At 72.5% G+C, this 24,311-nt stretch carries 18 protein-coding genes and 1 tRNA gene; 9 read left to right on the top strand and 10 right to left on the bottom strand.

Translation table 11 applies throughout. The features are described from left to right. Positions 1 to 456: 456 nt before the first annotated feature. Positions 457 to 529, bottom strand: a tRNA-Arg gene (locus AC3ETA_RS02615). Between the two features lie 320 nt (positions 530 to 849). Here AC3ETA_RS02615 and AC3ETA_RS02610 point away from each other — a divergent pair. From AC3ETA_RS02610 to AC3ETA_RS02595, 4 genes are all read left to right on the top strand, one after another. After that, positions 850 to 2,457 carry a dynamin family protein gene (locus AC3ETA_RS02610; RefSeq protein ID WP_432191159.1) on the top strand — a complete coding sequence of 536 codons (1,608 nt, stop codon included), beginning with the start codon at positions 850 to 852 and terminating at the stop codon, positions 2,455 to 2,457. 3 nt (positions 2,458 to 2,460) lie between these two features. Then, on the top strand, positions 2,461 to 4,848 hold the full coding sequence (locus AC3ETA_RS02605) for a YfjP family GTPase (RefSeq protein ID WP_432191158.1): 2,388 nt from the start codon (positions 2,461 to 2,463) through the stop codon (positions 4,846 to 4,848). A 271-nt stretch (positions 4,849 to 5,119) separates the two neighbouring features. Then, positions 5,120 to 5,587, top strand: coding sequence for a single-stranded DNA-binding protein (locus tag AC3ETA_RS02600; protein WP_432191157.1), 468 nt, complete (start codon positions 5,120 to 5,122; stop codon positions 5,585 to 5,587). A gap of 259 nt (positions 5,588 to 5,846) precedes the next feature. Next, the gene (locus AC3ETA_RS02595; protein WP_432191156.1) at positions 5,847 to 7,274 is read left to right on the top strand and encodes a Cys-Gln thioester bond-forming surface protein; all 1,428 of its coding nucleotides are present in this window, start codon (positions 5,847 to 5,849) and stop codon (positions 7,272 to 7,274) included. Positions 7,275 to 7,523: 249 nt separating this feature from the next. Here AC3ETA_RS02595 and AC3ETA_RS02590 read toward each other — a convergent pair whose 3' ends face one another. Beyond that, the gene (locus AC3ETA_RS02590) at positions 7,524 to 7,817 is read right to left on the bottom strand and encodes a hypothetical protein (protein WP_432191155.1); all 294 of its coding nucleotides are present in this window, start codon (positions 7,815 to 7,817) and stop codon (positions 7,524 to 7,526) included. Between the two features lie 285 nt (positions 7,818 to 8,102). On the opposite strand from AC3ETA_RS02590, the gene ettA reads away from it, so the two are divergent. From ettA to AC3ETA_RS02570, 4 genes are all read left to right on the top strand, one after another. After that, on the top strand, positions 8,103 to 9,767 hold the full coding sequence (gene ettA, locus AC3ETA_RS02585) for an energy-dependent translational throttle protein EttA (protein WP_432191154.1): 1,665 nt from the start codon (positions 8,103 to 8,105) through the stop codon (positions 9,765 to 9,767). A gap of 6 nt (positions 9,768 to 9,773) precedes the next feature. Then, complete coding sequence (locus AC3ETA_RS02580) at positions 9,774 to 10,220, top strand: acyl-CoA thioesterase (RefSeq protein ID WP_330354274.1); 447 nt, start codon at positions 9,774 to 9,776, stop codon at positions 10,218 to 10,220. Next, a complete protein-coding gene (locus AC3ETA_RS02575) occupies positions 10,217 to 10,885 on the top strand; it encodes a DUF8185 domain-containing protein (protein WP_432191153.1) in 669 nt (222 codons plus the stop codon). Before AC3ETA_RS02580 ends, AC3ETA_RS02575 begins: the two co-directional genes overlap by 4 nt. A gap of 157 nt (positions 10,886 to 11,042) precedes the next feature. Further along, positions 11,043 to 11,258: a hypothetical protein gene (locus tag AC3ETA_RS02570; RefSeq protein ID WP_432191152.1), complete on the top strand. Its 216-nt coding sequence runs from the start codon at positions 11,043 to 11,045 to the stop codon at positions 11,256 to 11,258. A gap of 184 nt (positions 11,259 to 11,442) precedes the next feature. On the opposite strand, the gene AC3ETA_RS02565 is transcribed toward AC3ETA_RS02570, so the two are convergent. After that, complete coding sequence (locus AC3ETA_RS02565) at positions 11,443 to 11,856, bottom strand: globin (RefSeq protein ID WP_030959324.1); 414 nt, start codon at positions 11,854 to 11,856, stop codon at positions 11,443 to 11,445. Between the two features lie 158 nt (positions 11,857 to 12,014). On the opposite strand from AC3ETA_RS02565, the gene AC3ETA_RS02560 reads away from it, so the two are divergent. Further along, a complete protein-coding gene (locus tag AC3ETA_RS02560) occupies positions 12,015 to 13,001 on the top strand; it encodes a methyltransferase domain-containing protein (RefSeq protein WP_432191151.1) in 987 nt (328 codons plus the stop codon). 67 nt (positions 13,002 to 13,068) lie between these two features. Here the strand turns inward: AC3ETA_RS02560 and AC3ETA_RS02555 are convergent, their stop codons facing one another. The 7 genes from AC3ETA_RS02555 to AC3ETA_RS02525 form a co-directional block, all read right to left on the bottom strand. Further along, the gene (locus AC3ETA_RS02555) at positions 13,069 to 14,544 is read right to left on the bottom strand and encodes an FHA domain-containing protein (protein ID WP_432191150.1); all 1,476 of its coding nucleotides are present in this window, start codon (positions 14,542 to 14,544) and stop codon (positions 13,069 to 13,071) included. A 93-nt stretch (positions 14,545 to 14,637) separates the two neighbouring features. After that, positions 14,638 to 15,984 (bottom strand): vWA domain-containing protein, encoded by a 1,347-nt coding sequence (locus AC3ETA_RS02550; protein ID WP_432191149.1) that lies wholly within the window; start codon positions 15,982 to 15,984, stop codon positions 14,638 to 14,640. Positions 15,985 to 16,081: 97 nt separating this feature from the next. Then, positions 16,082 to 17,572 (bottom strand): PP2C family protein-serine/threonine phosphatase, encoded by a 1,491-nt coding sequence (locus AC3ETA_RS02545; protein WP_432191148.1) that lies wholly within the window; start codon positions 17,570 to 17,572, stop codon positions 16,082 to 16,084. 3 nt (positions 17,573 to 17,575) lie between these two features. Continuing rightward, complete coding sequence (locus AC3ETA_RS02540; protein WP_432191147.1) at positions 17,576 to 20,104, bottom strand: serine/threonine-protein kinase; 2,529 nt, start codon at positions 20,102 to 20,104, stop codon at positions 17,576 to 17,578. A 16-nt stretch (positions 20,105 to 20,120) separates the two neighbouring features. Further along, positions 20,121 to 21,446 carry a hypothetical protein gene (locus AC3ETA_RS02535; protein WP_432191146.1) on the bottom strand — a complete coding sequence of 442 codons (1,326 nt, stop codon included), beginning with the start codon at positions 21,444 to 21,446 and terminating at the stop codon, positions 20,121 to 20,123. A gap of 54 nt (positions 21,447 to 21,500) precedes the next feature. Then, positions 21,501 to 22,592, bottom strand: a complete 1,092-nt coding sequence (locus AC3ETA_RS02530; protein ID WP_432191145.1) for a glutamate ABC transporter substrate-binding protein — start codon at positions 22,590 to 22,592, stop codon at positions 21,501 to 21,503. A gap of 14 nt (positions 22,593 to 22,606) precedes the next feature. Then, on the bottom strand, positions 22,607 to 24,082 hold the full coding sequence (locus AC3ETA_RS02525; protein WP_432191144.1) for a hypothetical protein: 1,476 nt from the start codon (positions 24,080 to 24,082) through the stop codon (positions 22,607 to 22,609). Between the last annotated feature and the right edge of the window lie 229 nt (positions 24,083 to 24,311).

The raw sequence follows: 24,311 nt of genomic DNA, 5'->3' as shown, positions 1-24,311 counted from the left end.
TCCGGCCCGGTCAGCCACCTGAGCGGGCGGGATCCCGTCGTTCAGCCACTTCGTCAGGCGCGCGTTTCGGTTGTCGTGGACACGCCGTCCGGTGGGCGACTCGAAGACGTGCGGGGGCAGTACCGCCTTACGCGCGCTGCGCCACGCCCTACGGATGACGGAGCCGGCGAGGACGCCGCCCGACTCTCCCTGGAACAGCAGGTCACCCGGCTTGAGGCCGTCGTCCTCGATGTGCTGCCGAAGGATGCGGTCAGGGCGAGCGGCCGTCCACTGGCTGACGCCGAGGACTGGATCTTCGACGCGTATTCGACACGGCCGGCCGCGACAACCCGGTGACAGCCGGACAGCCCCGGATTGTGCCCTTGATCGTCAAGAGGGCGTCCGGGGCTTCGCTGAGACCCCCAGGATATGCCCTGACCAGCAAAAACGCCCTCCCGAAGGAGGGCGGAGACTGGGCGCCCCCGGCAGGACTCGAACCTGCGGCCAAGCGCTTAGAAGGCGCCTGCTCTATCCACTGAGCTACGGGGGCCGGTGTGGTGGCCTCGTTCGTGGTGCCCGGGTGTGGGCCGATCCGTGACGTTGCCGGGGACAAGGATAGGGCTCCCGCATCCGTGTCCCTGTTGCTTCGCCTCCGTGGCTCGATGTGGAGGTTCGGTGAAGCGGTCCTGATAATCGCAGGCAGGTACGAATCGTGCACCGCTTTTGGCCTCTCGCGCACCGGGTGTTGTGCACTCGTTATGCCTGGACTGTGCCCGTGCCCCAGTCGCCCCTTCCGTCCCTTGTGTCCTGTCGGCGCGCAGACATGCTCATATGCTTCAGAATTCCCCTAAAATTGGGCATTCTTCGCATGTGGTGACCTTGGACGTACGGCCTCAGCTGCTCGACGCACTTTCCGCCCTGCGCGACCGTGTCGCGGCCGCACGCTTCCCGCTGCCCCTCGCGGGAGCGCCACGCGCGCGTGCCAACCGCGACGAACTGCTCGCGCAGCTCGACGACTACTTGGTGCCCCGCCTGAAGGAGCCTGAAGCACCCTTGCTTGCCGTGGTGGGCGGTTCCACCGGCGCCGGCAAGTCGACGCTCGTCAACTCCCTGGTGGGCAGGCGCGTGACCGAGGCGGGCGTGCTGCGCCCGACGACGCGGAACCCGGTGCTGGTCTGTCATCCCGAGGACCATCACTGGTTCAGCGGGATGCGCGTACTGCCCGACCTCACACGCGTGTGGGTGCCCGAACCCGACCCGGCCGAGGAGCTGATGCTGCCCGGCGAGGACAGCGAACGCGTGCTGCGGATCGAGACCGCCGACACGCTGCCGGCCGGCCTCGCCCTCCTCGACGCGCCCGACATCGACTCCCTCATCGCCGACAACCGTGCCCTCGCCGCCGAACTGATCTGCGCCGCCGACATCTGGGTGATGGTTACCACGGCGGCCCGGTACGCAGACGCCGTCCCCTGGCATCTGCTGCGCACCGCCAAGGAGTACGACGCCACCCTCGTTAGCGTCCTCGACCGGGTGCCCCACCAGGTCGTCTCCGAGGTCTCGCGCCAGTACGGCGCCCTCCTCACCAAGGCCGGCCTCGGCGAGGTGCCCCGCTTCACCGTGCCCGAGCTGCCCGAGTCGGCCTGGGGCGGCGGGCTGCTGCCGGCCACGGCGGTGGCGGGGCTGCGCACCTGGCTCGTCCACCAGGCCCAGGACCCCGCGGCACGCGATCACGTCATGGCCCGCACGGCGTACGGCCTCCTGGACTCCCTCAAGTCCCGCATGCCCGAGCTCGCCAGCGCGGCCGCCGCCCAGTACTCGGCGGCCCTGCGGCTCACCGCCGCCGTGGACAGCGCCTACGACAGCGAGTACGCACGCGTGCGTGGCCGCCTCCAGGCGGGCGCCGTGCTCGCCGGGGACGCTCTCAAGCGCTGGCGGGCCTTCCCGCTCGACTGCACCGCAGGGGAACTCCTCGACTCGCTGGTGGAGAGTCTGAGCACGCTTCTGCTGTGCGCGGTCACCGCCGCCGACGAGCGCGTCGACGACGCCTGGCAGCGCGAACCGGCGGCCGCCGCGCCCGAGCTGACCGACCGTGACCCCAGGCCGACGAGTGTCGAGCACCGCATCGGCATGGCGGTACGGCGCTGGCGCCGCGAGCTCGAGGAGTACGCCGAGGACGAGGTGAGTTACCTCGACCGCAGCGTCGCCCCGGACCCCGAGGTGGTCACCGCCCTCGTCGCCACCGCCCTGCTGGGCAGCCGGCGGGCGCGGTCCGCGGGGGAGGGGCTCGCCGAGCGGATCGGGGCGCACGGGGCGCTGCGGCTGCGCGACCGGGCCGGGCGGCTGCTCACCGAGCATCTGGACCGGGTCATGCACAACGAACGCGAGCGACGGCTCGCCCCGCTCGACTCCCTGGAGGTCCACCCGGACCCCCAGGCCGAACTCATCGCTGCGCTGTCCGTACTGCAGAAGGAGAGGTGACCGGTGACCGCCGTCACTGACCATGACCACACGGAACACGCCGATCAGCAGGAGGACGGCCTCACCAAGGACGACGAGCGCGTGAACGACACCCCCATGGAAGGCGCCGCCGAGAACCCCCTCCCCGTGCGGGCACCCCGCACGGAGGCGGAGCAGCCAGTCGAGAGCGAGGGCTCCGTGGCCGCCGACGAGCAGGACAGACGCAAGCTCTGGAGAAGGTCGGCGAAGCGGGAGGGCCGGCCGAACGACGTCCACGCACGCGTGGAGGCCGACGACCCGCCCGCGCGTGAGGACGTCCCCGACTCGGGCGACGCCCGGAAGAGCGAAGCCGACGCCGCCGCGCGCCCGGCCGTGCCCGAGCCCGGCGGCCCCAAGCCCGACAGCCCCAAGGCCGACAGCCCCAAGGCCGACGGCGACACGCCCTCGCGGGGGAGCGCCACCGACCCGGGCGCCCGCAAGGAGGCTCGCAGGGAGGGCGGGACCGCCCGTCGCAGGGAGCCCGTTTCCCGTACGGAACCCGCCCCTCGTACGGGTGCCTCGTCCCGTAGGGAACCCGCTTCCCGTACGGATTCCCCATCCCGTACGGATTCCCCATCCCGTACGGATTCCCCATCCCGTACGGAACCCGCCTCCCGTACGGATTCCTCGCCCCGTACGGACCCCTCCACCGGCGTGGAGTCCTCGACCCCCTGGGACGACGGCCTGATCGCCCGGCGGGTCAACGAGGCCGCCCCCGTGGAGCAGCCTCCCGTCGTGGAGGCGCGGGCCTCCTCCGGGCCGCAGCAGTCCGTGACGCCCCTCGCCTACGACGGGGCGCTGCGGTCGCGGCTCGACGCGCTGCGCGAGCTGGTCGGGCTCTCGCGCACCCGGCTCGACGGCAAGACGCTCGCCGAGGCGGGCCGGGTGCTGGACGAGGCCGCCGCGCGGCGCAGGCTCTCCGGGCAGCACACGGTCGTCGCCATCGCGGGCGCCACGGGCAGCGGCAAGTCGCAGCTGTTCAACGCGCTCGCCGGGGTGACCATCTCGGAGACGGGCGTACGGCGGCCGACGACCTCCTCGCCCCTCGCGTGCAGCTGGAGCGACGGCGCGGCGGGCCTCATCGACCGGCTCGGCATCCCGCCCCGCCTGCGGCGCCGCCCCGCGCAGAACGCGGCCTCGGACGGGCAGCTGCGCGGGCTCGTCCTGGTCGACCTGCCCGACCACGACTCGGCGGCCGTACAGCACCGCGAGCAGGTGGACCGCGTCCTGGCGCTCGTCGACGCGGTGATCTGGGTCGTCGATCCGGAGAAGTACGCCGACGCCGTGCTGCACGAGCGCTACCTGCGGCCCATGGCCGGGCACGCCGAGATCATGTTCGTCGTCCTCAACCAGACCGACCGGCTCCCCGGTGAGGCCACCGACCAGGTCCTCGACGACCTGCGGCGGCTCCTCGACGAGGACGGCATCGCGCTGGGCGAGCACGGCGAACCGGGTGCCGTCGTGCTCGCGCTGTCCGCGCTGACCGGCGACGGCGTCGGCGACCTGCGGGAGGCGCTCGGCGAGTTCGTGACCGAGCGTGGCGCCGCGGCCCGCCGGATCTCCGCCGACGTGGACTCCGCCGGGCTGGGACTGCGGCCCGTGTACGCCGCGCGGCGCCGGACCGGGCTCAGCGAGGAGGCCCGGGACGAGTTCTCGGCCCGGCTCGCGGACGCGATCGGCGCCACCGCCGCGGGCGAGGCCGCCGAGCGGGCGTGGCTGCGCAACGCCAACCGCGCGTGCGGGACGCCCTGGCTGCGGCTGTACCGCTGGTACCAGGACCGGAGCGAACCGCCGACGGGACGGCTGTCCCTGCGGACGCAGACGGACGAGGAGGCCACCGCGCGCCAGCGCGTCGAGCAGGCGGTGCGCACGGTCGCCGACCGGGCGTCCGCCGGGCTGCCCGCGCCGTGGGCGCAGGCGGTGCGCGAGGCGGCCGTACGGGGCGCTCAGGGGCTGCCCGAGGCGCTGGACGACCTGGCCGCGCGCGCGGGGCTGCCGCCGGGGCGCCCGCCGCGTCCCGGCTGGTGGCCGGCGGCCGTTCTGGTGCAGGCCTCGATGACGATCCTGCAGATCGTCGGCGGGCTGTGGCTGGTGGCGCAGATCGTCGGCGTCATGGAGCCCAACCTGGGCGTGCCGGTGCTGCTGATGGTGGCCGGCATCGTCGGCGGCCCGTTCGTCGAGTGGGGCTGCCGGATGGCGGCACGAGGACCGGCGCGACGGTACGGCACGGACGCGGAACGACGGCTCAGGGAGGCGGCGGCCGGCTGCGGTCGGGCCCGGGTGCTGGATCCGGTGGCGGCGGAGCTGCTGCGGTACCGGGAGGTCCGGGAGCAGTACGGGCGGGTCATGGGGGTGGGGTCCACCGGGAGGTGAGCCTGGGCGCCGCCGGGCGTGGATGTGTGCGGACACCCGTGTGGGTGACGGAGATATCCACAGGCGGGCGGTGATCCACAGGGCTCCGCGGGCTCGGCCCGACGGAGGCAGTCTGGTTTCGCGGCGATCGCGACGGATGCGGTCGACCGCGGTGACGGCGGCACACCCGGTACGTCCCGGTGCGCCGCCGTCGGGTCGGACGCAGCCGTACGGGACGGGCCCGTCGGCGTATCCGCCCGGTGCGAGCGGCCGGGTGAGGGAGGGGTTCGCGATGAACGAGACGATCGTCTGCGCGGTGGGGAACGTGGCGACGCAGCCGGTGTACCGGGAGCTGGCGACGGGACCGTCCGCCCGCTTCCGGCTGGCGGTGACCTCGCGCTACCTGGACCGCGGGAAGAACGAGTGGACCGACGGCCACACCAACTTCTTCACGGTGTGGGCCAATCGCCAGCTCGCCACGAACACCGCCGCCTCGCTGAACGTCGGCGACCCGGTGGTGGTGCAGGGCAGGCTGAAGGTGCGCTCGGACGTGCGCGAGGGGCAGAGCTGGACCTCGGCGGACATCGACGCGCTGGCCATCGGCCACGATCTGGCGCGTGGCACCTCGGCCTTCCGACGTGCGTCGAGGCCGGAAACGGCGGCCGGCGCGGCACCCGCGCAACCCGAGCCGGACTGGGAGACGCCGGCCCCGGCCGACTCCGATCCCCAACAGGGCGTGGAACCAGCGATGGTGACGTGACGTCAGTCACTGTGGAGGCCTGACCGAACTGCGGCTTATCGATGAATGCGCGCCGAACGGCCCCGGTGGATTTGTCGATAAGCCCTGCTCGCGAGGGATCTTGGCGATAACGATTCCGAGTCGGATCGGCCCGACGGCGGGATCCCCGGGAAGCGCGGTGCGCGGCGTACTTAGGATGCCGGGCATGGCTCTCGGGGCTTACGAGTCTGCTGGTGGGACCTTCCCCCACGTCAACGGGTCCTGCGCGAAGGGGAATTCTGTGTTTGCTGCGTTCTCAGCGCTGTCGGCGCGTGGGCGAGGGGCGGCGCGTCTGGCCGCCGCGGCCCTGGCGTCCGGGCTCGCCGCCGCCACGGTGCTGGCCGGCACCGCCGCGGCGGCGCCCGCTGCCGACACGACAGCGCCGAGCCAGGGCGGGGCGACCGCCACCATAGGCGGCCTGAAGACCTACGGCGGCGCGGTCGTCCACACCGACTCCGGCGACCAGGAGATCTCGGCGGGTCTGTTCCAGATGTCCGTCGACGGCGGCGGCATGCTCCAGACGTACTGCGTCGACATCCACAACCCCACCCAGCGCGACGCCAAGTACCACGAGACACCGTGGAGCGGGACCTCGCTGGGCGCCAACGAGGACGCGGGCAAGATCCGCTGGATCCTCCAGAACTCCTACCCGCAGGTGAACGACCTCGCCGCACTCGCCGCCAAGGCCGGCTTCAAGGGCGGCCTCACCGAGCAGGACGCGGCGGCCGGCACCCAGGTGGCCATCTGGCGCTACTCGGACGGGGTCGAGGTCGACGCCGTCGACCCGCAGGCGGAGAAGCTCGCGGACTACCTGGAGAAGAGCGCGCGCAGCGTCGCCGAGCCCGAGGCGTCGCTGACGCTGGAACCGCCCGCGGTCTCCGGGCATGCCGGTGAGCGGCTCGGCCCGGTGACGGTGCGCACCGACGCGGACGGCGTGACCCTGACCCCGCCCGCCGACGCCGCGACCAGCGGGGTGCGGATCGTCGACAAGGACGGCAAGGTCGTCACCAGCGCCGCGAACGGCTCCCAGGTGTTCTTCGACGTCCCCGAGGACGCCCCGGACGGTCAGGCGGAACTGACCGTGCAGGCCTCCACGACCGTGCCGGTGGGGCGGGCCTTCGCCGCCGAGAGCCGCAGCCAGACCCAGATCCTGGCCGGCTCCAGCGAGTCGACCGTCTCGGCGACGGCGAGCGCGAGCTGGGCGGAGACCGGCGCGATACCGGCCCTGTCCGCGGCGGAGAACTGCGACAAGGGCGGCGTCGACATCACCGCCGCCAACGAGGGCGACGCACCGTTCACCTTCGAGTTGCTCGGCATCGAGTACAGCATCGCCGCGGGCGAGTCCCGCACGGTGACGGTCCCGCTCCAGGAGGACCAGGCGTACGACTTCACCATCGAGGGGCCGGGCGGCTTCGAGAAGCGGTTCACCGGCGTGCTGGACTGCATGACGCAGGCGAGCGAGGCCGAGGCGGCCGGCACCGTCACCCAGACCCTCGACGAACCGAGCCCCGCGACGGTGGGCTCGGCGTCCGACGACACCAACCTCGCCGCGACCGGCGGTTCCGCCATGACCCCCCTCATCGCGGGCGTCGCGATCGGTTTCGTCGTGCTCGGCGGGGCGGCGCTGGTGATCGTGCGCAAGAGGGAAGCGTCGGCCCAGGACGACTGAGCCCTGTCGGCGAAGTCATACATGCGGCCGGGGGCCCGATCCGTTGCTCGGATCAGGCCCCCGGCCGCTTTTCCGGGACGCTCGGAGCCGGTGCACCGTTGTCGGCGGAACAACCCATGGGCCGGCTGTCGCGGCCCATACTCCACCGGTAGGTCGCGCCTTGGTGCGCCGGACCTCACCTGTCCACGCCTCGTGCCGAGTTCGGCACGGCACGAGACGTGGTCAGAAGCCCCGTACCAAGGCGGTGACTCAGAATGCGCTGTTGTCGCAGCCCATCCTCGAGCCGAGGTGGGTGTCCTGCGCGCCGGTGTTGCCCTCGCCGTTGAGCGCGTTGCCCAGGGCGCCGTTGAGGATGCCGACCTGGCCGAGGACGTCGAGGTTCAGGTCGTGCGACTTGCAGTTGGAGCTCTGCAGCACGCTGACCTTGTCCCCGCCCTTGCCGCCGTGCCCGTCGAGGCCCTGGGCGGTCGCAGTGCCGGTGCCCAGCAGGCCGACGCTGCCAAGGGCGACGACCACGACGGCAGCCTTCTGAAGCTTGTGCATGTCATCTCCGATGGAGTGAGGTGGGTGCGATCCGTGACAGATCGTCTCCGTACAGTTACGGGAGGTTAATGTGAAGAATGCCGATATGTCCGTACGACGCGCCGGGAGTCACGCTGTTGCCGTGCCGGGCGAACGCGACCGACAGTGACGGGCATGCCACCGCACGGCCGGAGAAACCCCAGGTGAGGGGCGTTCCGGTATACGGGTTTCCATCGCGGGCTGGACGTCGGGCAAGATGGGGTGTATCTGCCCACTGCCAGATTTCAAGCTGCCGGACGGTTTCTCTTGGCTGAGTTCATTTACACCATGCGCAAGGCGCGCAAGGCGCACGGCGACAAGGTGATCCTCGACGACGTCACCCTGAACTTCCTCCCCGGAGCGAAGATCGGCGTCGTCGGCCCGAACGGTGCCGGTAAGTCGACCGTTCTGAAGATCATGGCGGGCCTTGAGCAGCCGTCGAACGGTGACGCGTACCTGTCGCCCGGGTACACCGTCGGCATCCTGATGCAGGAGCCCAAGCTGGACGAGGCGAAGACCGTCCTGGAGAACGTCCAGGACGGCGTCGCCGAGGTCAAGGGCAAGCTCGACCGGTTCAACGAGATCGCCGAGCTGATGGCCACCGACTACTCCGACGCGCTGCTCGAAGAGATGGGCAAGCTCCAGGAGGACCTCGACCACGCAAACGCCTGGGACCTCGACGCCCAGCTCGAACAGGCCATGGACGCGCTCGGGTGCCCGCCCGGCGACTGGCCCGTCGTCAACCTCTCCGGCGGTGAGAAGCGCCGCGTCGCGCTGTGCAAGCTGCTGCTGGAGGCCCCCGACCTGCTGCTCCTCGACGAGCCCACCAACCACCTCGACGCCGAGTCGGTGAACTGGCTGGAGCAGCACCTCGCCAAGTACGAGGGCACCATCGTGGCCGTGACCCACGACCGGTACTTCCTGGACAACGTCGCCGGCTGGATCTGCGAGGTCGACCGCGGCCGCCTGCACGGCTACGAGGGCAACTACTCCAAGTACCTCGAGACCAAGCAGACCCGTCTCAAGGTCGAGGGGCAGAAGGACGCCAAGCGCGCCAAGCGGCTCAAGGAAGAGCTGGAGTGGGTGCGGTCCAACGCCAAGGGGCGTCAGGCCAAGTCCAAGGCCCGCCTCGCCCGCTACGAGGAGATGGCCGCCGAGGCCGACAAGATGCGGAAGCTGGACTTCGAGGAGATCCAGATCCCGCCGGGCCCGCGTCTGGGCAACGTCGTCGTCGAGGTCAACAACCTCAGCAAGGGCTTCGGCGAGAAGCTCCTCATCGACGACCTCAGCTTCACCCTGCCGCGCAACGGCATCGTCGGTGTCATCGGCCCGAACGGCGCCGGCAAGACGACCCTGTTCAAGATGATCCAGGGTCTGGAGACGCCCGACTCGGGCGCCATCAAGGTCGGCGAGACCGTCAAGATCTCGTACGTCGACCAGAGCCGCGAGAACATCGACCCGAAGAAGACCCTGTGGGCCGTCGTCTCCGACGAGCTGGACTACATCAACGTCGGTCAGGTCGAGATGCCGAGCCGGGCGTACGTCTCCGCCTTCGGCTTCAAGGGCCCCGACCAGCAGAAGCCGGCCGGTGTGCTCTCCGGCGGTGAGCGCAACCGTCTCAACCTCGCGCTCACCCTCAAGCAGGGCGGCAACCTGCTGCTCCTCGACGAGCCCACCAACGACCTGGACGTCGAGACCCTCAGCAGCCTGGAGAACGCGCTGCTGGAGTTCCCGGGCTGCGCCGTGGTCGTCTCCCACGACCGGTGGTTCCTCGACCGGGTCGCCACGCACATCCTCGCCTACGAGGGTGACTCCAAGTGGTTCTGGTTCGAGGGCAACTTCGAGTCGTACGAGAAGAACAAGATCGAGCGTCTCGGCCCGGACGCCGCCCGTCCGCACCGTGCCACCTACAAGAAGCTGACCCGGGGCTGATCGATCTTGCGCCACATCTACCGCTGCCCCCTGCGCTGGTCCGACATGGACGCGTACGGGCACGTCAACAACGCGGTCTTCGTCCGCTACCTGGAGGAAGCCCGTATCGACTTCCTGTTCCGTCCGGAGAAGGACTTCCGGCAGGGGTCGGTGGTGGCGCGCCACGAGATCGACTACAAGAGGCAGCTCGTCCACCGGCACCACCCGGTGGACATAGAGCTGTGGATCACCGAGATCAGGGCCGCGTCCTTCACCATCACCTGTGAGGTGAAGGACGACGACGTCGTCTACGTCCGGGCCTCGACGGTGGTCGTCCCGTTCGACTTCGAGGCGGAGCGGCCGCGCCGGATCACCGCGGAGGAGAAGGAGTTCCTCCGCGAGTACATGGACGACGAGCCCGGCAAGGCCGGCAAAGCCGGCGGGACCGAAGAGGAGGAGGCCGTCGCCGCATGACGGTGCTCCACCTCGCCGACGAGGGGGAGGCGGCGGATCTCGCCGCCTTCCTCTCCCGGCTGCTGCACTACGACCGCGGTGCCGCCGTCCGCCTCCAGGCGGCCGGCACCGCGCTCGCCGTCTTCGGCCGTCCGCCGTCCTTCGAGGTGCTGGCGATCCGCGCGGTGCGCCTGGCGAAGCCGTACGAGAACGGACTCGACGTCACGCTCGATGTGACCGTCTCCGCGGGTGAACTCCTGGAGTCCGTCGACGAGTCGGCGGCCACCGCCGTCGTGCCGGATGCCGTGACCGGGCCGCCGTGGGCCGGGGTGCTCCCGCCGCGCGGCGGATGGCGGCCGGTGCCGGGGCTGCCGGCGCCCGACGTCCTGCGGACAATGATCGGTTCGGGCGTCGCCGAATTCCGGTCGCGCACACAGGAGCTGGCGGAGGAGCGGCGCACCCGCGCCGAACTCGACCGGATCGGGCGGGAGATCTGGTCCCGGACCGTCGGGGACACCCCTCTGCCGGTGCGGGCCGTGCACGCGGCCCAGTCGCTGGGATTCCTGCGCGCCGGCGGGGAGCCGGCGCTGCTCTCGTCGGGCGCGTGGCTGCGCCTGCGTACGCCGTACGGGTCGATCGCCGTACGGCGTGCGGGACTCGGCGCGCTCGACGTCAGCGTCCGTTGACGCACCCGGTCCGGCCTGCGGGCAGTGCGCTCGCGGGGCCGGCCGCCGTCAGACCGTCGGCCAGAGCGCGGCCGTCAGACCGAAGCCGATGACGCCCATCGCGGCCGCCAGGACCGCCCGGGTGCGCAGGCCGCTCGCCCCGTCCAGGCCGGCCGGCTTGGTGGACATCCAGGACGCCCGCGAGGAGCTGGCTGATCGCCTTCAGGCACTGTCCGTCGCCGGGGTTCTTCGCCACGACGGTGAGGGCCGACGCCGGCAGGTCCAGAACCGGGCGGGCCGGGCCGAGGGCCTTGTCGTCGGCGCCGACGACGATCAGCAGGTCGCCGTCGCCGGCCCGGACGGGGGCCGCCGCCGACGGGGGCGCCGACCGTGAGGACGCCGAGGTCCGCGAGACGGGCGGCCAGGGTGCGGGCGGCCGTGGTGCGGGCGGCGTCCGGGCCGACGGTGCTGGTGAGGACGACGGCGGCGCCGGGGCGGAGGGGCCCGTCAGCGCCGTCCCGCTGCCGGTCACGGACGGCGAGGAGGACGACGTCCGCGTCGCTCGGCCCGCGGCAGGCTCAGCCCGCCGTGTTCACCATGGACGCCGCCGCGTACGTCAGGTAGTTCCACAGCGTCCGCTCGTGCTCCTCGGAGAGGCCCAGCTCGTCGACGGCGACCCGCATGTGCTTCAGCCAGGCGTCGTGCGCCGCGCGGTCGACGGTGAAGGGGGCGTGGCGCATCCGCAGGCGGGGGTGGCCGCGGTTCTCGCTGTACGTCGTCGGGCCGCCCCAGTACTGGATGAGGAAGAAGGTCAGGCGCTCCTCGGCCGGGCCCAGGTCCTCCTCGGGGTACATGGGCCGCAGCAGCGGGTCCTCGGCGACACCCTCGTAGAAGCGGTGGACGAGGCGGCGGAAGGTCTCCTCCCCGCCGACCTGCTCGTAGAAGGTCTGCTCCTGAAGCGTGCCGCGCCGAATCTCTTTCACGTCGTCCATGGTCTCAGACGCGGCGACCGAGGACCGAAGGCTTAGGACCAGCCGACCGGGAAGCAGCGTGAGCAGCGGTCGCGGCTGCCGCCCCTGGCCGAACGGCCCGTTCCGGATCGTCCGGTCAGGCGCTCGCCCCGCACGGCTTCCCGCAGGACAGTGGACGTATGAGCGCGCACGCTCTCGACAGGGACCTTGAGGACCTCGCCACCTCGGCGCGGGCCGCGCTGGTGCGTGAGATCGACGTGAGCGGGGCGTGGGCCGGCGACCCCGTGTGGCGGGACGTCTTCGACGCCGTGCCACGCCATCTGTTCGTGCCGTACTACTACGTCGGCGTCGTCGGCGGCTACGAGCGGCGCTGGGGCCAGAGCCCGGATCCCGCCGCCCGCGAGCGCTGGGTGCGCGGCGCCTACGCCGACACCCCGCTGGCCACCAGACTGCGCGACGGCGAACTGCTCTCCTCCAGCAGCCAGCCGTCCCTGATGGCGATGATGCTGGTCGCGCTGGAGCTGGCGGAGGGCCACCGGGTCCTGGAGATCGGCGCGGGCACCGGCTACAACGCCGCCCTGCTCGCCCGCCGGCTCGGCGACGACGGCCTCGTCACCACCGTCGACCTGGAACCGGAGATCACCGAGTCGGCGCGAGGGCATCTGGCCGCCGCCGGGTACCACCCCGCCGTCGTCACCGGCGACGGCGCACGCGGCGTCCCCCAGCGCGCCCCCTTCGACCGCATCGTCGCGACCTGCACCCTGCCGTCGATCCCGCGCGCCTGGCTCGCCCAGTGCCGACCGGACGCCCGGATCCTGACCCCGCTCGCCACCGGCCTGGTCACCCTCGCCGTCCAGGACGCCGAGCACGCGGAAGGGCGCTTCCTGCACACCCCCGCCTATTTCGTGCCGCTGCGCGGCGGCAGCAGGAGCGAACCGGAGCTCCCGCCGGCGGCGGGGCTGCCGCGCCGGGCCAGGGAGCACGAACTGTTCCGCTTCCTGCTCGCCCTCACCCGCGGCAGCCTCGACCCGCAGGAGGCGTACACGCTGTGGGAGCACGAGGGACAGCCCCGGCGGGAGCGGTACGGCATCACCGTGCGCGGCGAACACCAGTGGGCGTGGCTGGACGACCCCGAGGGCCCGTACGCCTGGCCCCTGCCCGGCTGAAACGCCGGAAGGGGCCGGCCGTACGGGCTGCACCGCCGTACGACCGACCCCTCCCGGGTGTGGACTGCTAGCCGCGCCGGATCGTGATCGTCGTCCAGGCGCCCACGTGCACCCGGTCGCCGTCCTGGAGCGGTACCGGTACGAAGGGCTGGATGGGCTCCTCGGAGCCGTTCACCGTCGTGCCGTTCGTCGAGTTCTGGTCGACGACCGCCCAGGTGCCGTCCGGCTGCTGGACCAGGACCGCGTGCTGGTGCGAGACGCCCGGGTCCTCCGGCGGCACCGAGAGGTCGATGTCGGGGGTGTCGCCGGTGGAGTGGCGGCGGCGGCCGATGGTGACCTGGTTGCCGGTGAGCGTGCGCTGCTGCTCGGGCGAGTACGCGGGCAGGTTCAGGCCGGCGGCCTCGGGGCCGGAGCGGTGCATCATCGCCATGAAGTACTCACGGTCCGGACCGATGGTCGCCAGCCAGGTAGCCGGCTGCTGCTGGTAGCCGGGGCCGGGCGGCGGGGCCTGGGTCGCGCCGGGCTGGGGATAGCCGTAGCCGCCCTGCGGGGGAGCGCCGGGGGCACCCGGGCCGCCGGGGCCGGACGACGGCGGGGAGATCACCCAGTCGTCGTCACCGCCGCCGAAGGACGGGCCGCCCTGCGGCGGGCGGTTCGGGTCCTGCCCGAATCCGGGCGGGGCCGGCGGCGCGGAGGGGCCGGGGCCGGCCGGGTGGAACGCCTGCGGGGCACCGCCGGTCGCGCCGGGGCCGGGCGGCGGAGGCGGACCGGGCCGCGAGGGGTCGCCGCCGAAGGCGGAGGGAGCGTTCATCCCAGGACCGCCGGGGCCGCCGGGACCGGGGCCGCCCGGACCGCCAGGGCCCTGACCGGGGAAGCCGGGGCCGCCGGGGCCACCCGGTGCGCCGGGGTTGGTGGCACCCGGACCGCCGGGGCCGCCGGGGCCGAAGCCGCCGGGACCACCCGGACCGCCGGGGCCGCCGGGACCGGGGCCGCCCGGACCGCCAGGACCCTGACCCGGGCCGCCCGGGCCGCCCGGGCCGTGCGGGTCCGCGCCGAACGGCGGGATCGGTTCCGCGGGCCGGTTCACCTGGGACGGGCGCGAGCCCTGGTATTCGTACGAGTCACCGCCGCCGAACGACGGCGGGGGACCCGACTGCTGCTGGAAGTGGGACGGCAGGCCGGGACCGCCGGGCGCCGACGGGCGCGGGGCCGCGGGCGTGTACGACGTCGCCGTGTTGGTCAGGAAGTTCCACCGGCACTCCTCGCAGAACGGCGCACCGCCCTCACGGGGCGTGCGGCACTGCGGGCAGAGCTCCGGCTCCCGTGCACCGGGCATGGGCGGCGGGCCGCCCTGCTGACCGATGTTCGGGCCACCGGACGGACCGGGGCCGGGACCGGGGCCGCCGGGAGGCGGGAAGCCGTAGCCGCCGCCGGGCGGGGGCGGTGGCGGAGGGGGCGGAGGTACGGCACCGGCCATGCGGTGACCGCAGACCTCGCACCAGTCGTCGGAACCCGACTGGTGTCCGTTCGGGCAGGTCGGCATGTCGGCGCTTCCCCCTCTCCTTTTCCGGTCGCTCTCGACCGGATTTCTCCAACCCCGAGGGGCCAGGCTCGATCTTTTCCGGGTCCTGCTAGGTCACTTCTTTACACGAACAGTCTTTGTGGACCGTGTCTCGAGAGTCATCTCGTCGGCCTCCGCGACCTTCGCCTTCAGTCGCACAGTACCCGCCGCGGCGTCGACCACGTCCACCACCTTCGCAAGGAGTTTCGCGGTATCCGCATTTCCGGAGGCGCTGGCGAGCTGAACGGCGCGGCCCAGTTTGGCCGTTGCTCCATCCATATCGCCCGCTTTGCGGAGATCGAGCCCTTGTTGAATGGCTTGTGCCAGTTCTGCCTGGCCGGTGTAGTGGGCGACCTGAGGGTTGATCGACGTCGAGGCGACCATGTCGTCGGTCCACACGGCCCGTACCAGCCCCTGTGCGCCCAAGTTGTGCGCGCCCCCGTCGGACTGCGGTACGACCAGCGAGACCCTGGCGGCGAGCATCTCCTGGCCCAGGCCCGCGGCCGGGACCTCGACGCAGACGTGGTAGTCACGGGACTCGTCGCCCCAGGAACCCGTGGGGTAGTCCCCGGCGCGCGGGCCGGCCTCGGTGCGCCGGTCGGTCAGCTCCTCGACCGTGGGCGCGACCTGCTTGACGAACTTGATGGCCGTGCCGACCGGCGTCCACAGCCGCAGGGCGACGTCCGCGACCTCCTTGCCCATCGCCGTCTCCATCATCTGTGTGAAGTCGGCGGCGAGGCCGGCCGGATCGGCGACGATGTCGGCGCTGCCGAGCAGTGCCGAGGCGATCCCTGTGACTTCTTTCACTTCCCAGTCCGTGCCCACGCCGCGGGCGTCACAGGTGAAGCGTCCGGCGCAGGAGTCGAGCGCCGCCCTGAGGTCTTCCGGTGACTCGTGTTCATTGCGGCCGTCGGTGAGCAGGATGCCGTGCCGGATGTCGACGTCGTCCGAGGACAGCAGCCGGTCGGCGAGCCGCAGCCAGGTGCCGATCGCCGTGCCGCCGCCCGCGCTGAGCCGGCGCAGCGCCTGCTTGGCCTGATCGCGGGTGGTGGCGTCGGCCACGGCGAGGCGTCCGCCGCCCGGATACACCTCCTTGGCCACGTGCGTGCCGCCGATCACGGCGAAGTGCACGCCGTCGCGCAGGGTGTCGATCGCCGCGGCCGTGGCGTCGCGGGCGTTGCGCATCTTGGTCGGCGGGTAGTCCATCGAGCCCGAGCAGTCCACCATGATCGCCACGGCGGCGGACGGGCCCTGCCCCGGAGAGTAGAGGTGGGGCGCGGCGACCGCGCTGCCGACCGTGCCGCCGCCGGTCGCGGTCACGGTGACGATCGCGTTGACGTCCCGGCCGCCCTCCGGCAGGTACTCGTTCTGGTACACGTCCACCGAGAACTGCGGCACGTTTGATTTCGAGAAGTTGGCCATACGTTCTCAAATCCCCCTAAAGAACCCCGCGGTGGGGTCATGGCTGTCGACGGACCGGTCCCCTCCGGTCCGATGAGGCCGTCCCCGCAGCAGGGCCTCAGGCCGATCCTGCCCCCATCGGGGGTGCCGGGAACGGCAGGACGGCCACTGTTACGTTGTCGTGGCCCCCACCGTCGAGCGCGTGACCGACGAGCACCTGGGCGCTGTGCAGGGGGCGCGCGGCGGCGTCGAGGGGGACGACGTCGGCCATGTCCTCGGCCGCCTCCGCGTAGTTCCACAGACCGTCCGTGCACACCACCACCACACCCGGCCGGTCCGGCTTGAAGGAAGCGGTGTGCGGCTCCAGTTCGTAGGCGTCCGCGCCGAGCCAGCCGGTGATCGCGTGGGCGCGCTCGTCGGCGTAGGCCTCGGCCTCGTTCATCAGGCCCGCGGCGACCATCTGCGCCGCCCAGGAGTCGTCCTCGGTGAGCCGGGCCGGGGGAGTGCCGCGGTCCACCGGGACCCAGTAGGCGCGGCTGTCGCCGACCCAGCCGACGATCAGCAGCTCGCGCGTCACCACGGAGCCGACGAACGTGCAGGCGGGCGCGTTCTGGTGGGGGGCCTGCTCGCGGGCCGTGGCGGGCTCGGCGGCCAGGGCGTTGACCGCGTTGGAGGCGGCGACGATCGCGTCGTGCATGGCCTGCTGCGGGTGGGTGCCGCGCGGCAGTGCGGCCAGCAGCGACTCGCTCGCGGCCCGGGACGCGGCCATCGAGGCGTCGTCCGGGCGGGTGGCCGAGGACACGCCGTCGCAGACGATCGCCACGACCGCGGGCCGGCCGTCGGGCAGCGCGGTGCAGGAGACGGCGAACGCGTCCTCGTTGCGGTGGTGGCGCAGACCCCGGTCGCTGACGGCGGCCACGGGGCCCGCGTCCTGCTCCATGTGGTCGCGCTCGCGGGGCTGCGCGTGCCCGCAGTTCTCGCAGTAGCCGTCGTGGTCGACACGGCCGGCACGGCACGCCACGCACACCTTGGTGCCCTCCGGCGGGGTCGGCAGGTCGGCCGTGACCCGCGGGTCGGGCGCCTGCAAGGGGTAGTCGTCGGGCTCCGGCGGCCGGTCGAACCGCACGCCGGACGCCGGGGACACGGGGGAGCCGGTCGGGGCGTGAGCGGCGGGGGCGGCGGCCGGATGCGGCAGCGGGGCGGCCGGTCCGGCGGGGCCGCCCGGTGCCGGGATGCCGGGGTGGCGCTGCGGCGCCCCGGGAGCACCGGCCAGTGGCGGCGGCGGTCCGGGCGGCGGCGGTGCCTGCGGGGGCGGGGGAGTGCCCGGGGGCAGCGCGGCGCCGCCGGGGTCCGTGCCGGTCGGGTCCGCCGGCAGATGCGCGGGCGCCGGGACGGCTGGGCCTTGCGGCGTGGGGGCCACGGGCCAGTCCGCGCCGGGCGCACCCGGGGCCGGGGGCGGCACCGAGCCGTTCAGGGCGATGGTGGGGTGGTCGTCCGGCCGTACGGGCACGGCGGACAGGTCGTATCCACACGCACCGCAGAAACGGTCACCCGACTCAAGCGGCCATTCGCAGCTCGGGCAGGCGGACAACTGGGGCATCTGCGACATCAACTACACCCACGTCCGGGGGCGGTAACGGTTGGCACGTTCCACCAGGTCGATCCTCTCCTCGCCGCCCCGTGCGAGACGGGCCAGCATGCGGTACGAACGCTCCAGACCGAAACGCAGTCCCCGCTCGTCCAGGCCGCTGCCGAGCAGCGTCCGTCCTCCGGCGCTGCCAGGGGCGGAACCCTGGCCCCCGGAGAGTATCCAGTCCAGCGCGCAGCCGAGGACTTCCGTCGACAACTGCTCCCGGCGCGCCGGGTCCAGGCCGTACGCGTCGAGCGCCTCGACCTGCCCCGCGGCGGCGGTCAGGTCGTCCAGGAACGGTACGTCGGAGGCGATCGCGGTGCGTTGACGCAGCCGGGCGCGGACGGCCGCCACGCGTGCGGCCGTGTAGTGGATGGAGCTCTCCGGCACCGACTCCAGGGTCCGCACGGCGCTGCGGCGGTCACCGGTCGCCAGCTGCACGCGCGCCAGACCGAAGGCGGCGCTGACGTAGCTGGGGTCGGTGGACCACACCAGGCGGTAGTACTCGGCGGCGTTGTCCAGCTGACCCAGTACCTCGGCACAGAGGCCGAGGGCCAGCTTGGGGGCCGGCTCGCCCGGGAAGGCGTCGTAGACGGCGTCGAACGCGAGCGCGGCGCCCTCGTGGTCGCCGGTGACGAGCGCGGCGACCCCGCGGTACCAGACCACCCGCCAGTCGTCGGGCCGTTCGTCCTCCAGCTTCAGCAGCGTCTCGTGCGCGGTGCCGGTGTCGCCGTTCTCCAGCCAGGCCCGCACCTGCCGCAGCCGGGTCTCGGTCGACGGCGCGGGCGCGGCGGCGAGGGCGCCCAGCAGCTCGGCCGCCGCGGTCGTCATCAGACCCGCGAGGAAACCGGCGTTGGGGTCGGACGGGTCGACCCGCGGGACCGGCAGGGCGAGCGCCGCGACGGAGGCGGAGGCAGGCTTGACGATGCCGCCGGAACCGGCGGCACTCGAGGCGGCGGCACCGCCCGGCTGCCCGTTGCCCGCCGTGAGCTGCTTGCCGGCGGGTGCCACGCGGGCCCCCAGCCGCGAGACCTCACCGTCCAGCTTCGGGAACAACTCCGTGTCCGACACACGCACTTCGGGCCCGAACAGCGTCGACAGCGACGGCCGCGCGCGCCCCGTCTGCAAGGACACGACCTCGCGCAGCACGCCCGTCAGCTGCTCCGACATCTCCTGCGCGGAGGCGAAGCGGCGGGCCGGGTCGGGGTCGGTGGCGCGGACCAGGAGGCGGTAGAAGGACTCGTACTGGCGGAAGACCTCGATGTGGTCGGGATCGGGCAGCGAGTCGACGTAGACGTTCGTGTAGCCCTGGAAGTCGAAGGACAGCACGGCCAGGGTGCGCGCGACCGTGTACAGGTCGGAGGCGACCGACGGGCCGACGTCCGCGACCTCCGGCGCCTGGTAGCCCACCGTGCCGTAGATGGCCGACTCGTCGTCGTCCATCCTGCGCACCGCGCCCATGTCGATCAGCTTGAGCTGATCCTCGGTCTGGATGGCGTTGTCGACCTTGAAGTCGCAGTACAGCAGGTTGCGGTTGTGCAGATGGCCGAGCGCCTCCAGGGCCTCGATGCCGTACGCGCACGCCTGCTCGACGGGCAGCGGATCGCGCCTGCCGGTCTCCGTGCGCCGGGCGTTCGCGATCTCCTTCAGGGACTTGCCGCCGACGTACTCCATGACGATGTAGCCGTCGAGGGAGCCGGTGCGCTGGTCGAGATGCTCGACGAAGTTGTAGATCCGCACGATGTTGGCGTGCTCGATCTCCGCGAGGAAGCGCCGCTCGGAGATCGCCGCCGCCATCGCGTCCTGGTCGCCGGTGTCCAGCAGACCCTTGAGCACCACCCAGCGGTCGGAGACCGCGCGGTCCACGGCGAGATATATCCAGCCGAGCCCGCCGTGCGCCAGGCAGCCCACGACCTCGTACTGGCCGTGCACGATGTCGGCGGACTTCAGCTTCGGGACGAAGGAGTACGGGTGCCCGCACTTCGTGCAGAATCCCTCGGTGCGGCCCGGGCGCTCCCCGCGGGCCCGGCCGACGGGCGCGCCGCAGTCCGAACGCGAGCAGAACCGCTTGCGCTCGGGCACCTCCGGGTTCTCAAGGACCATCGCGCGCGGATCGGGCCGCGGCACGTCCGGGACCTGGACCAGACCGACGCCGAGCCGGCCGCGCCCGCTGGATCCGGTGGACGAACCCGAGCTGCGCACCGACACCGAGCGGCCCGTGGAACGGCCCGACAGCGAGCGCGAGAGCCGTCCCGACACCGAGCGCCGGGACTTCGACGACTGCGACGACGTACGGGAGCTCCCGCGGCCGGTGGAGCGGGAACTGCCGCTGCCCGTCGAGCCGCGCGCTTCCTTGCCGCCGGTCATCCCGGTGGGCGGCGAGCCGACCACGCCGGACGCCGACACGACCGGGGCCAGGCCGCAGGTGTCGCAGTACAGCTCGCCGCCGCCCACGTCCTCGTACGCCCCGTCGCAGTCCGGCCGCTGACAGGTGCGCTGTGCCTGACTCACGACTCCCCCCTCACCCTCATGCTCCCCCGCGATCCTCGGGCCCGCGCGGCCCCGGTACCCGGCCGCCGCCGAGCAGGTCGGCCGCCGCGTGCTGGTAGCGCAGCACCGCCTGCTCGGCGACCCGCAGGTCGCAGGGCGCGCTCCACAGCATGCGGCGGGCCGCGTCGTAGCGCTCGATGAGGAACGGGTCCTCCGCGAGGCCGTGCCGGGCGACCTTCGCCTTGTACGCGTCGAGGCGGCCGCGCAACTCGGCGCGGACCGCCAGGGGCGCGGTGACCGCGGTCAACGACTCGCGGGCGCGCAGCAGTTCGTCCTCCGCCTTCTGCTCCAGCGACTCCAGGAGCGGGGACAGGCGGTGCCACTGGGCCGATCTGCGGTACTCCGCTGCCGTCGCCAGCTGCTCCTGGAGCACGGTCGGCGGGCCGCTGACGACCGGCACCTCCGTGGCGGCGATCTTCGCCAGCACCTCGCCGCGCGCGGTGCGGGCCTCGGCGAGCGTACGGTCCGCGCGGGAGAGCACGTCCCGCAACTTGACCAGCCGCTGCTCGGCGTCCTGACGGACCGTCAGGACCGCGTCGATCTCACGCCGTACGTCCTCCAGGGCGCGCGCCTCGCGGTCGTAGACCGTGGTGTCCGGCCTGCCGCCGCCCGGCGCCGAACTGCCCTGCGTCCGGATCCAGTACGCGAGCGGGTCGGACACCACCTCCGCGCGCAGGTTGGTGAGGGTGCGAGTGATGCGCTCCAGGTCGTCCCCCGACGGGTGCTCGCCCGGGCGCACCCCGACGGAGTGGGCGAGGCGGCGGGTGCGCTGGAGCTCCGCGGCGAGTAAATCGATACGGGCCGGCAGCGCCGACCACACCGCGTCCGCGGCGACCACCATGTCCAGTGAGGTCGCGTACAGCTCGTTCATCCGGTCCACCAGCGTGACCAGTGAGAACTGCTCGCTGAGCTTGCTCGCGGACCCCTGGAGCGTCGGGGCGGCCGCGGTCGCCGTCGCCGAACCCGCGACGGTCACCGACTCGCCCCGCAGCAGCTCCGTCAGTTCCACCAGGTCGTCCCGGCTGGACCAGCGGCGACGGGCCCGGATCTCGCGGGCGGAGCGCAACGCGTCGGTGTACGCGTCGAAGTACGCCCACAGCAGCGTGATCGACGCCTCCGCGGCCGTCCAGCGTTCCCTGGTGACGCCCGTCAGCTCGGCGCCTTCGAGAAGTCTGCGGCCCGCGTGGTCCTGAAGGGCGAGCAGCGAGGTCTCGATCGCCTCGTGCTCCGCGCCGAGCCGCGCCAGCGCACGGTCCACCTCGTCCCGGTCCATCACCGGCCCGGCGGGGTCCGTGACGCCCATCGATCACCTCTCGCTGCGTTGAGTTCCGTCAGCCGTCCGTCAGTTGACGGCCGGCTACTTGTAGTCGGCCTCGGGAGGGGTCGCCGACGCCGACTTCTTGTCGCCCTGGTCCATGGTCGGGTGGAGCCACTTCTCGTACGACGCCTCCCAGCCGCCGTCCTTGACGTAGTTCTCCAGGGTCCGGTTGACCTGGCGTACCAGATCGTCCGAGCCCAGTTTCATCGCCACGCCGTAGTACTCGTCCGTGAACAGGCTGCCCTTGAGTTCCACGGTCGGATCCTGCGCCGCCTGACTCGCCGCGAGCGCGCCGTCCGTGACGACCGCGTCGACCTCTCCGAGCTGCAACTTCACCAGGCAGTCGAGCTGGTTGGGGACGGTGGCGCTGATGTCGGTGGAGGCCGGAAGGCCGCCGTTCCTCCTGCCCGCTTCGAGGCTGTCGTACGCGGTGGAGCCCTCCGCCGAGCACACCTTGCGGCCGGCCAGGGTCTTGTCGAACCCGGTGATCTTCGAGGTCCTGGGGGCCAGGACCTGCTGGCCGGTGACGAAGTACGGGGCGGAGAAGGCGACTTGGCCGATGCGGTCGCAGTTGATCGTCATGGTGCGCACCACCATGTCGACCTCGCCCTTCTGGATCGCCTCGATCCGGCGGCTCGTCGGGATCGCCTTGAACCGCACGTCGTCACGGTCGCCGAGGATGTCCTCGGCGATCCGGTGGACCAGGTCGATGTCGAACCCCTCCAGTTCGCCGGAGGGGTTGTTCGGGTCGAGGTAGCCCCAGCGGTAGCTGTTGGTGTCGACGCCGACGATCAGACGCCGGTCCTTGCGGCCCTTGATGGCATCCAGGGCCGGCGTCCCGCCGTCGCCGCCGGACGGCGACAGGGACTGGTCCTCGGGGTTCTCGCACTCCTCGGCCCGCATCTGGCTGCCGTGGGCGAGACCCCGGCCCGCACCGGAGGCGTCCCCGGGGCCGCCCTCCTGGGACAGCGGCAGCAGCAGCGCGAAGGCCAGCGCCAGAGCGCAGACGACGGCCATCGCGCCCACCCCGCCCCAGCCGCGCACGCCGGCCCGCAGCCGGCGCCATGCGCCGGCCGCGCCCCGGAGGCGGACCGGGGTGTCGCCCTCGTTCGTCGTGGAGCGTGCGTTCATCGTCGTGCCCCCTCTCACCGGTACTCCGACAGCCTGCGGCCGATGCCGAGGACCGCGCCGGCCGCGCCCAGGACCGCGAGGACCGCGGCGCCGGTCGGCAGGCCGGTCAGCGAGTCACGGCCGTCGCCGGCGGCCTGCCTGAACTCGTTCTGCTCGTGGGCGAGCGCGGTCGCCAGGGCCTTGTCGACGTTGTCGAAGCACACGCTCGTGGGCTCCTCCGCGGCGCCGATGACCCGGTCGCGGGCGGCCTGGTAGTTGCCCGAGTCGTTGTCGTCGCGGGCCAGGTCGTGGCGGTCCCTCCAGATCTTCATGAAGCCGTTGGCGTCCTGCACGGGCTTCTTGCCCGCCGTGTCGTCGGCGAGGTCCTCGGCCCGGGTGAGTGCCTTGGCGAGCGCGTCGATCTCCTTGTCGTAGCCCCACTCGTACGCGTCGACGACCGTGTCGTCGGCCAGCCTCTTGGTGTCGGCGCCGCGGCGGACCAGGGTGAGGTTCTCGTCGCTGCGGGCGGTGAGGGAGGCGATGCGGGCCTCGTGCAGGACGTTCAGCGAGCGCACGCCGTGGTCGTAGGAGTCGTTGAGGCCGGCGCGTGCCACGACCTGTCCCACGGCGAGCCACAGCAGGACGACCGTGGAGGCGGCCGTGGCGGTGACCAAGCCGTGGTTCAGGACCCTGTTGGTGCGCCGGTAGTTGCGGCGCTGGGCCCAGGCGAGGGCGGCCAGGGCGAGGGCGCCGAGGCCGGCGGCCGCCCACGGGAACGACTTCGCGTCCGCGTAGTCGTCGCGCAGGTGTTCGTTCTCCGTCTCGTGGAGCTTCTGGGCCGCGGGGAGCATCCGCTGCTGCATCATCTCGTTCGCGGCGCGCAGGTAGGCGCCGCCGACGGGGTAGCCCTGGCGGTTGTTGGCCCGTGCCGTCTCGACCAGGCCCTTGTACTCCGGTAGGAGTCTGCTGAGTTCGGCGATCGTCTTCGCCGAGGTGGAGCCCGACTCGGAGTTCGCGGCGGCGGTGACGAGCTTGGCGGCGGCCGTGCGGATGTCGCGCTCGTAGCCCTCGCGCATGGCCGGCTTCTCCTGGAGGCCGGCGAGGTAGCCGCTGGCTGCCGCGGTGTTGGCGTCCGCCAGGGAGCGGTAGATGTCGGCCGCGTCGGAGGTGAGGGGCTGGCTGCGGTTGAGGACGTCGTCGGCTGCGGCCGCGCGCTCGGTCATCTGCCAGGCGGCGATGGAGCCGAAGGCGACCACGAGGAGGGCGAGGAGGGCGCCGATGATGCGGAGGCGACCGGGTTCGGTGGTGGCGGCGGTGCGGAGTTGGTCGAAGCCCTCGGCGAAGGCTGTGCGGCGGGGTTGTGTGGGGGGTGCTGTGGGTGGTGTGGGTGCCGTGGGTGTGGGGGCGTGTGAGGTGTTGTTGTGCTGTTGCGGGGGGACGGACGGCATGGTGGGTGCGCCGTGTGCCGGGGCGTTTTCCGGTGGTGCGCTGCTGTTCGGCGTCTGTGTCACTGCTGACCTCCCCCGTGGTCATCCGTCGCGGCAAGTATCGCTGCCGGGACTGACATCCGCACCGGCCTTCGCTGGATCTTGATCGGATCGCAGCGTGGGTGCCCCGCACCACCCCCTGCCCATGAAAACGCCGTGGGAATCTGTTCGGTTCCAGGATCGGGGTTCGGGGGGTGCGCGTCTTTGCCTGCGGGGGCCCGTCGCGCCGGGTGGGGGGTGCGGGTAGCGCGTG

The organism is Streptomyces sp. bgisy027, from assembly GCF_057710365.1.
This window is presented reverse-complemented; position numbering and strand designations above follow the sequence as displayed.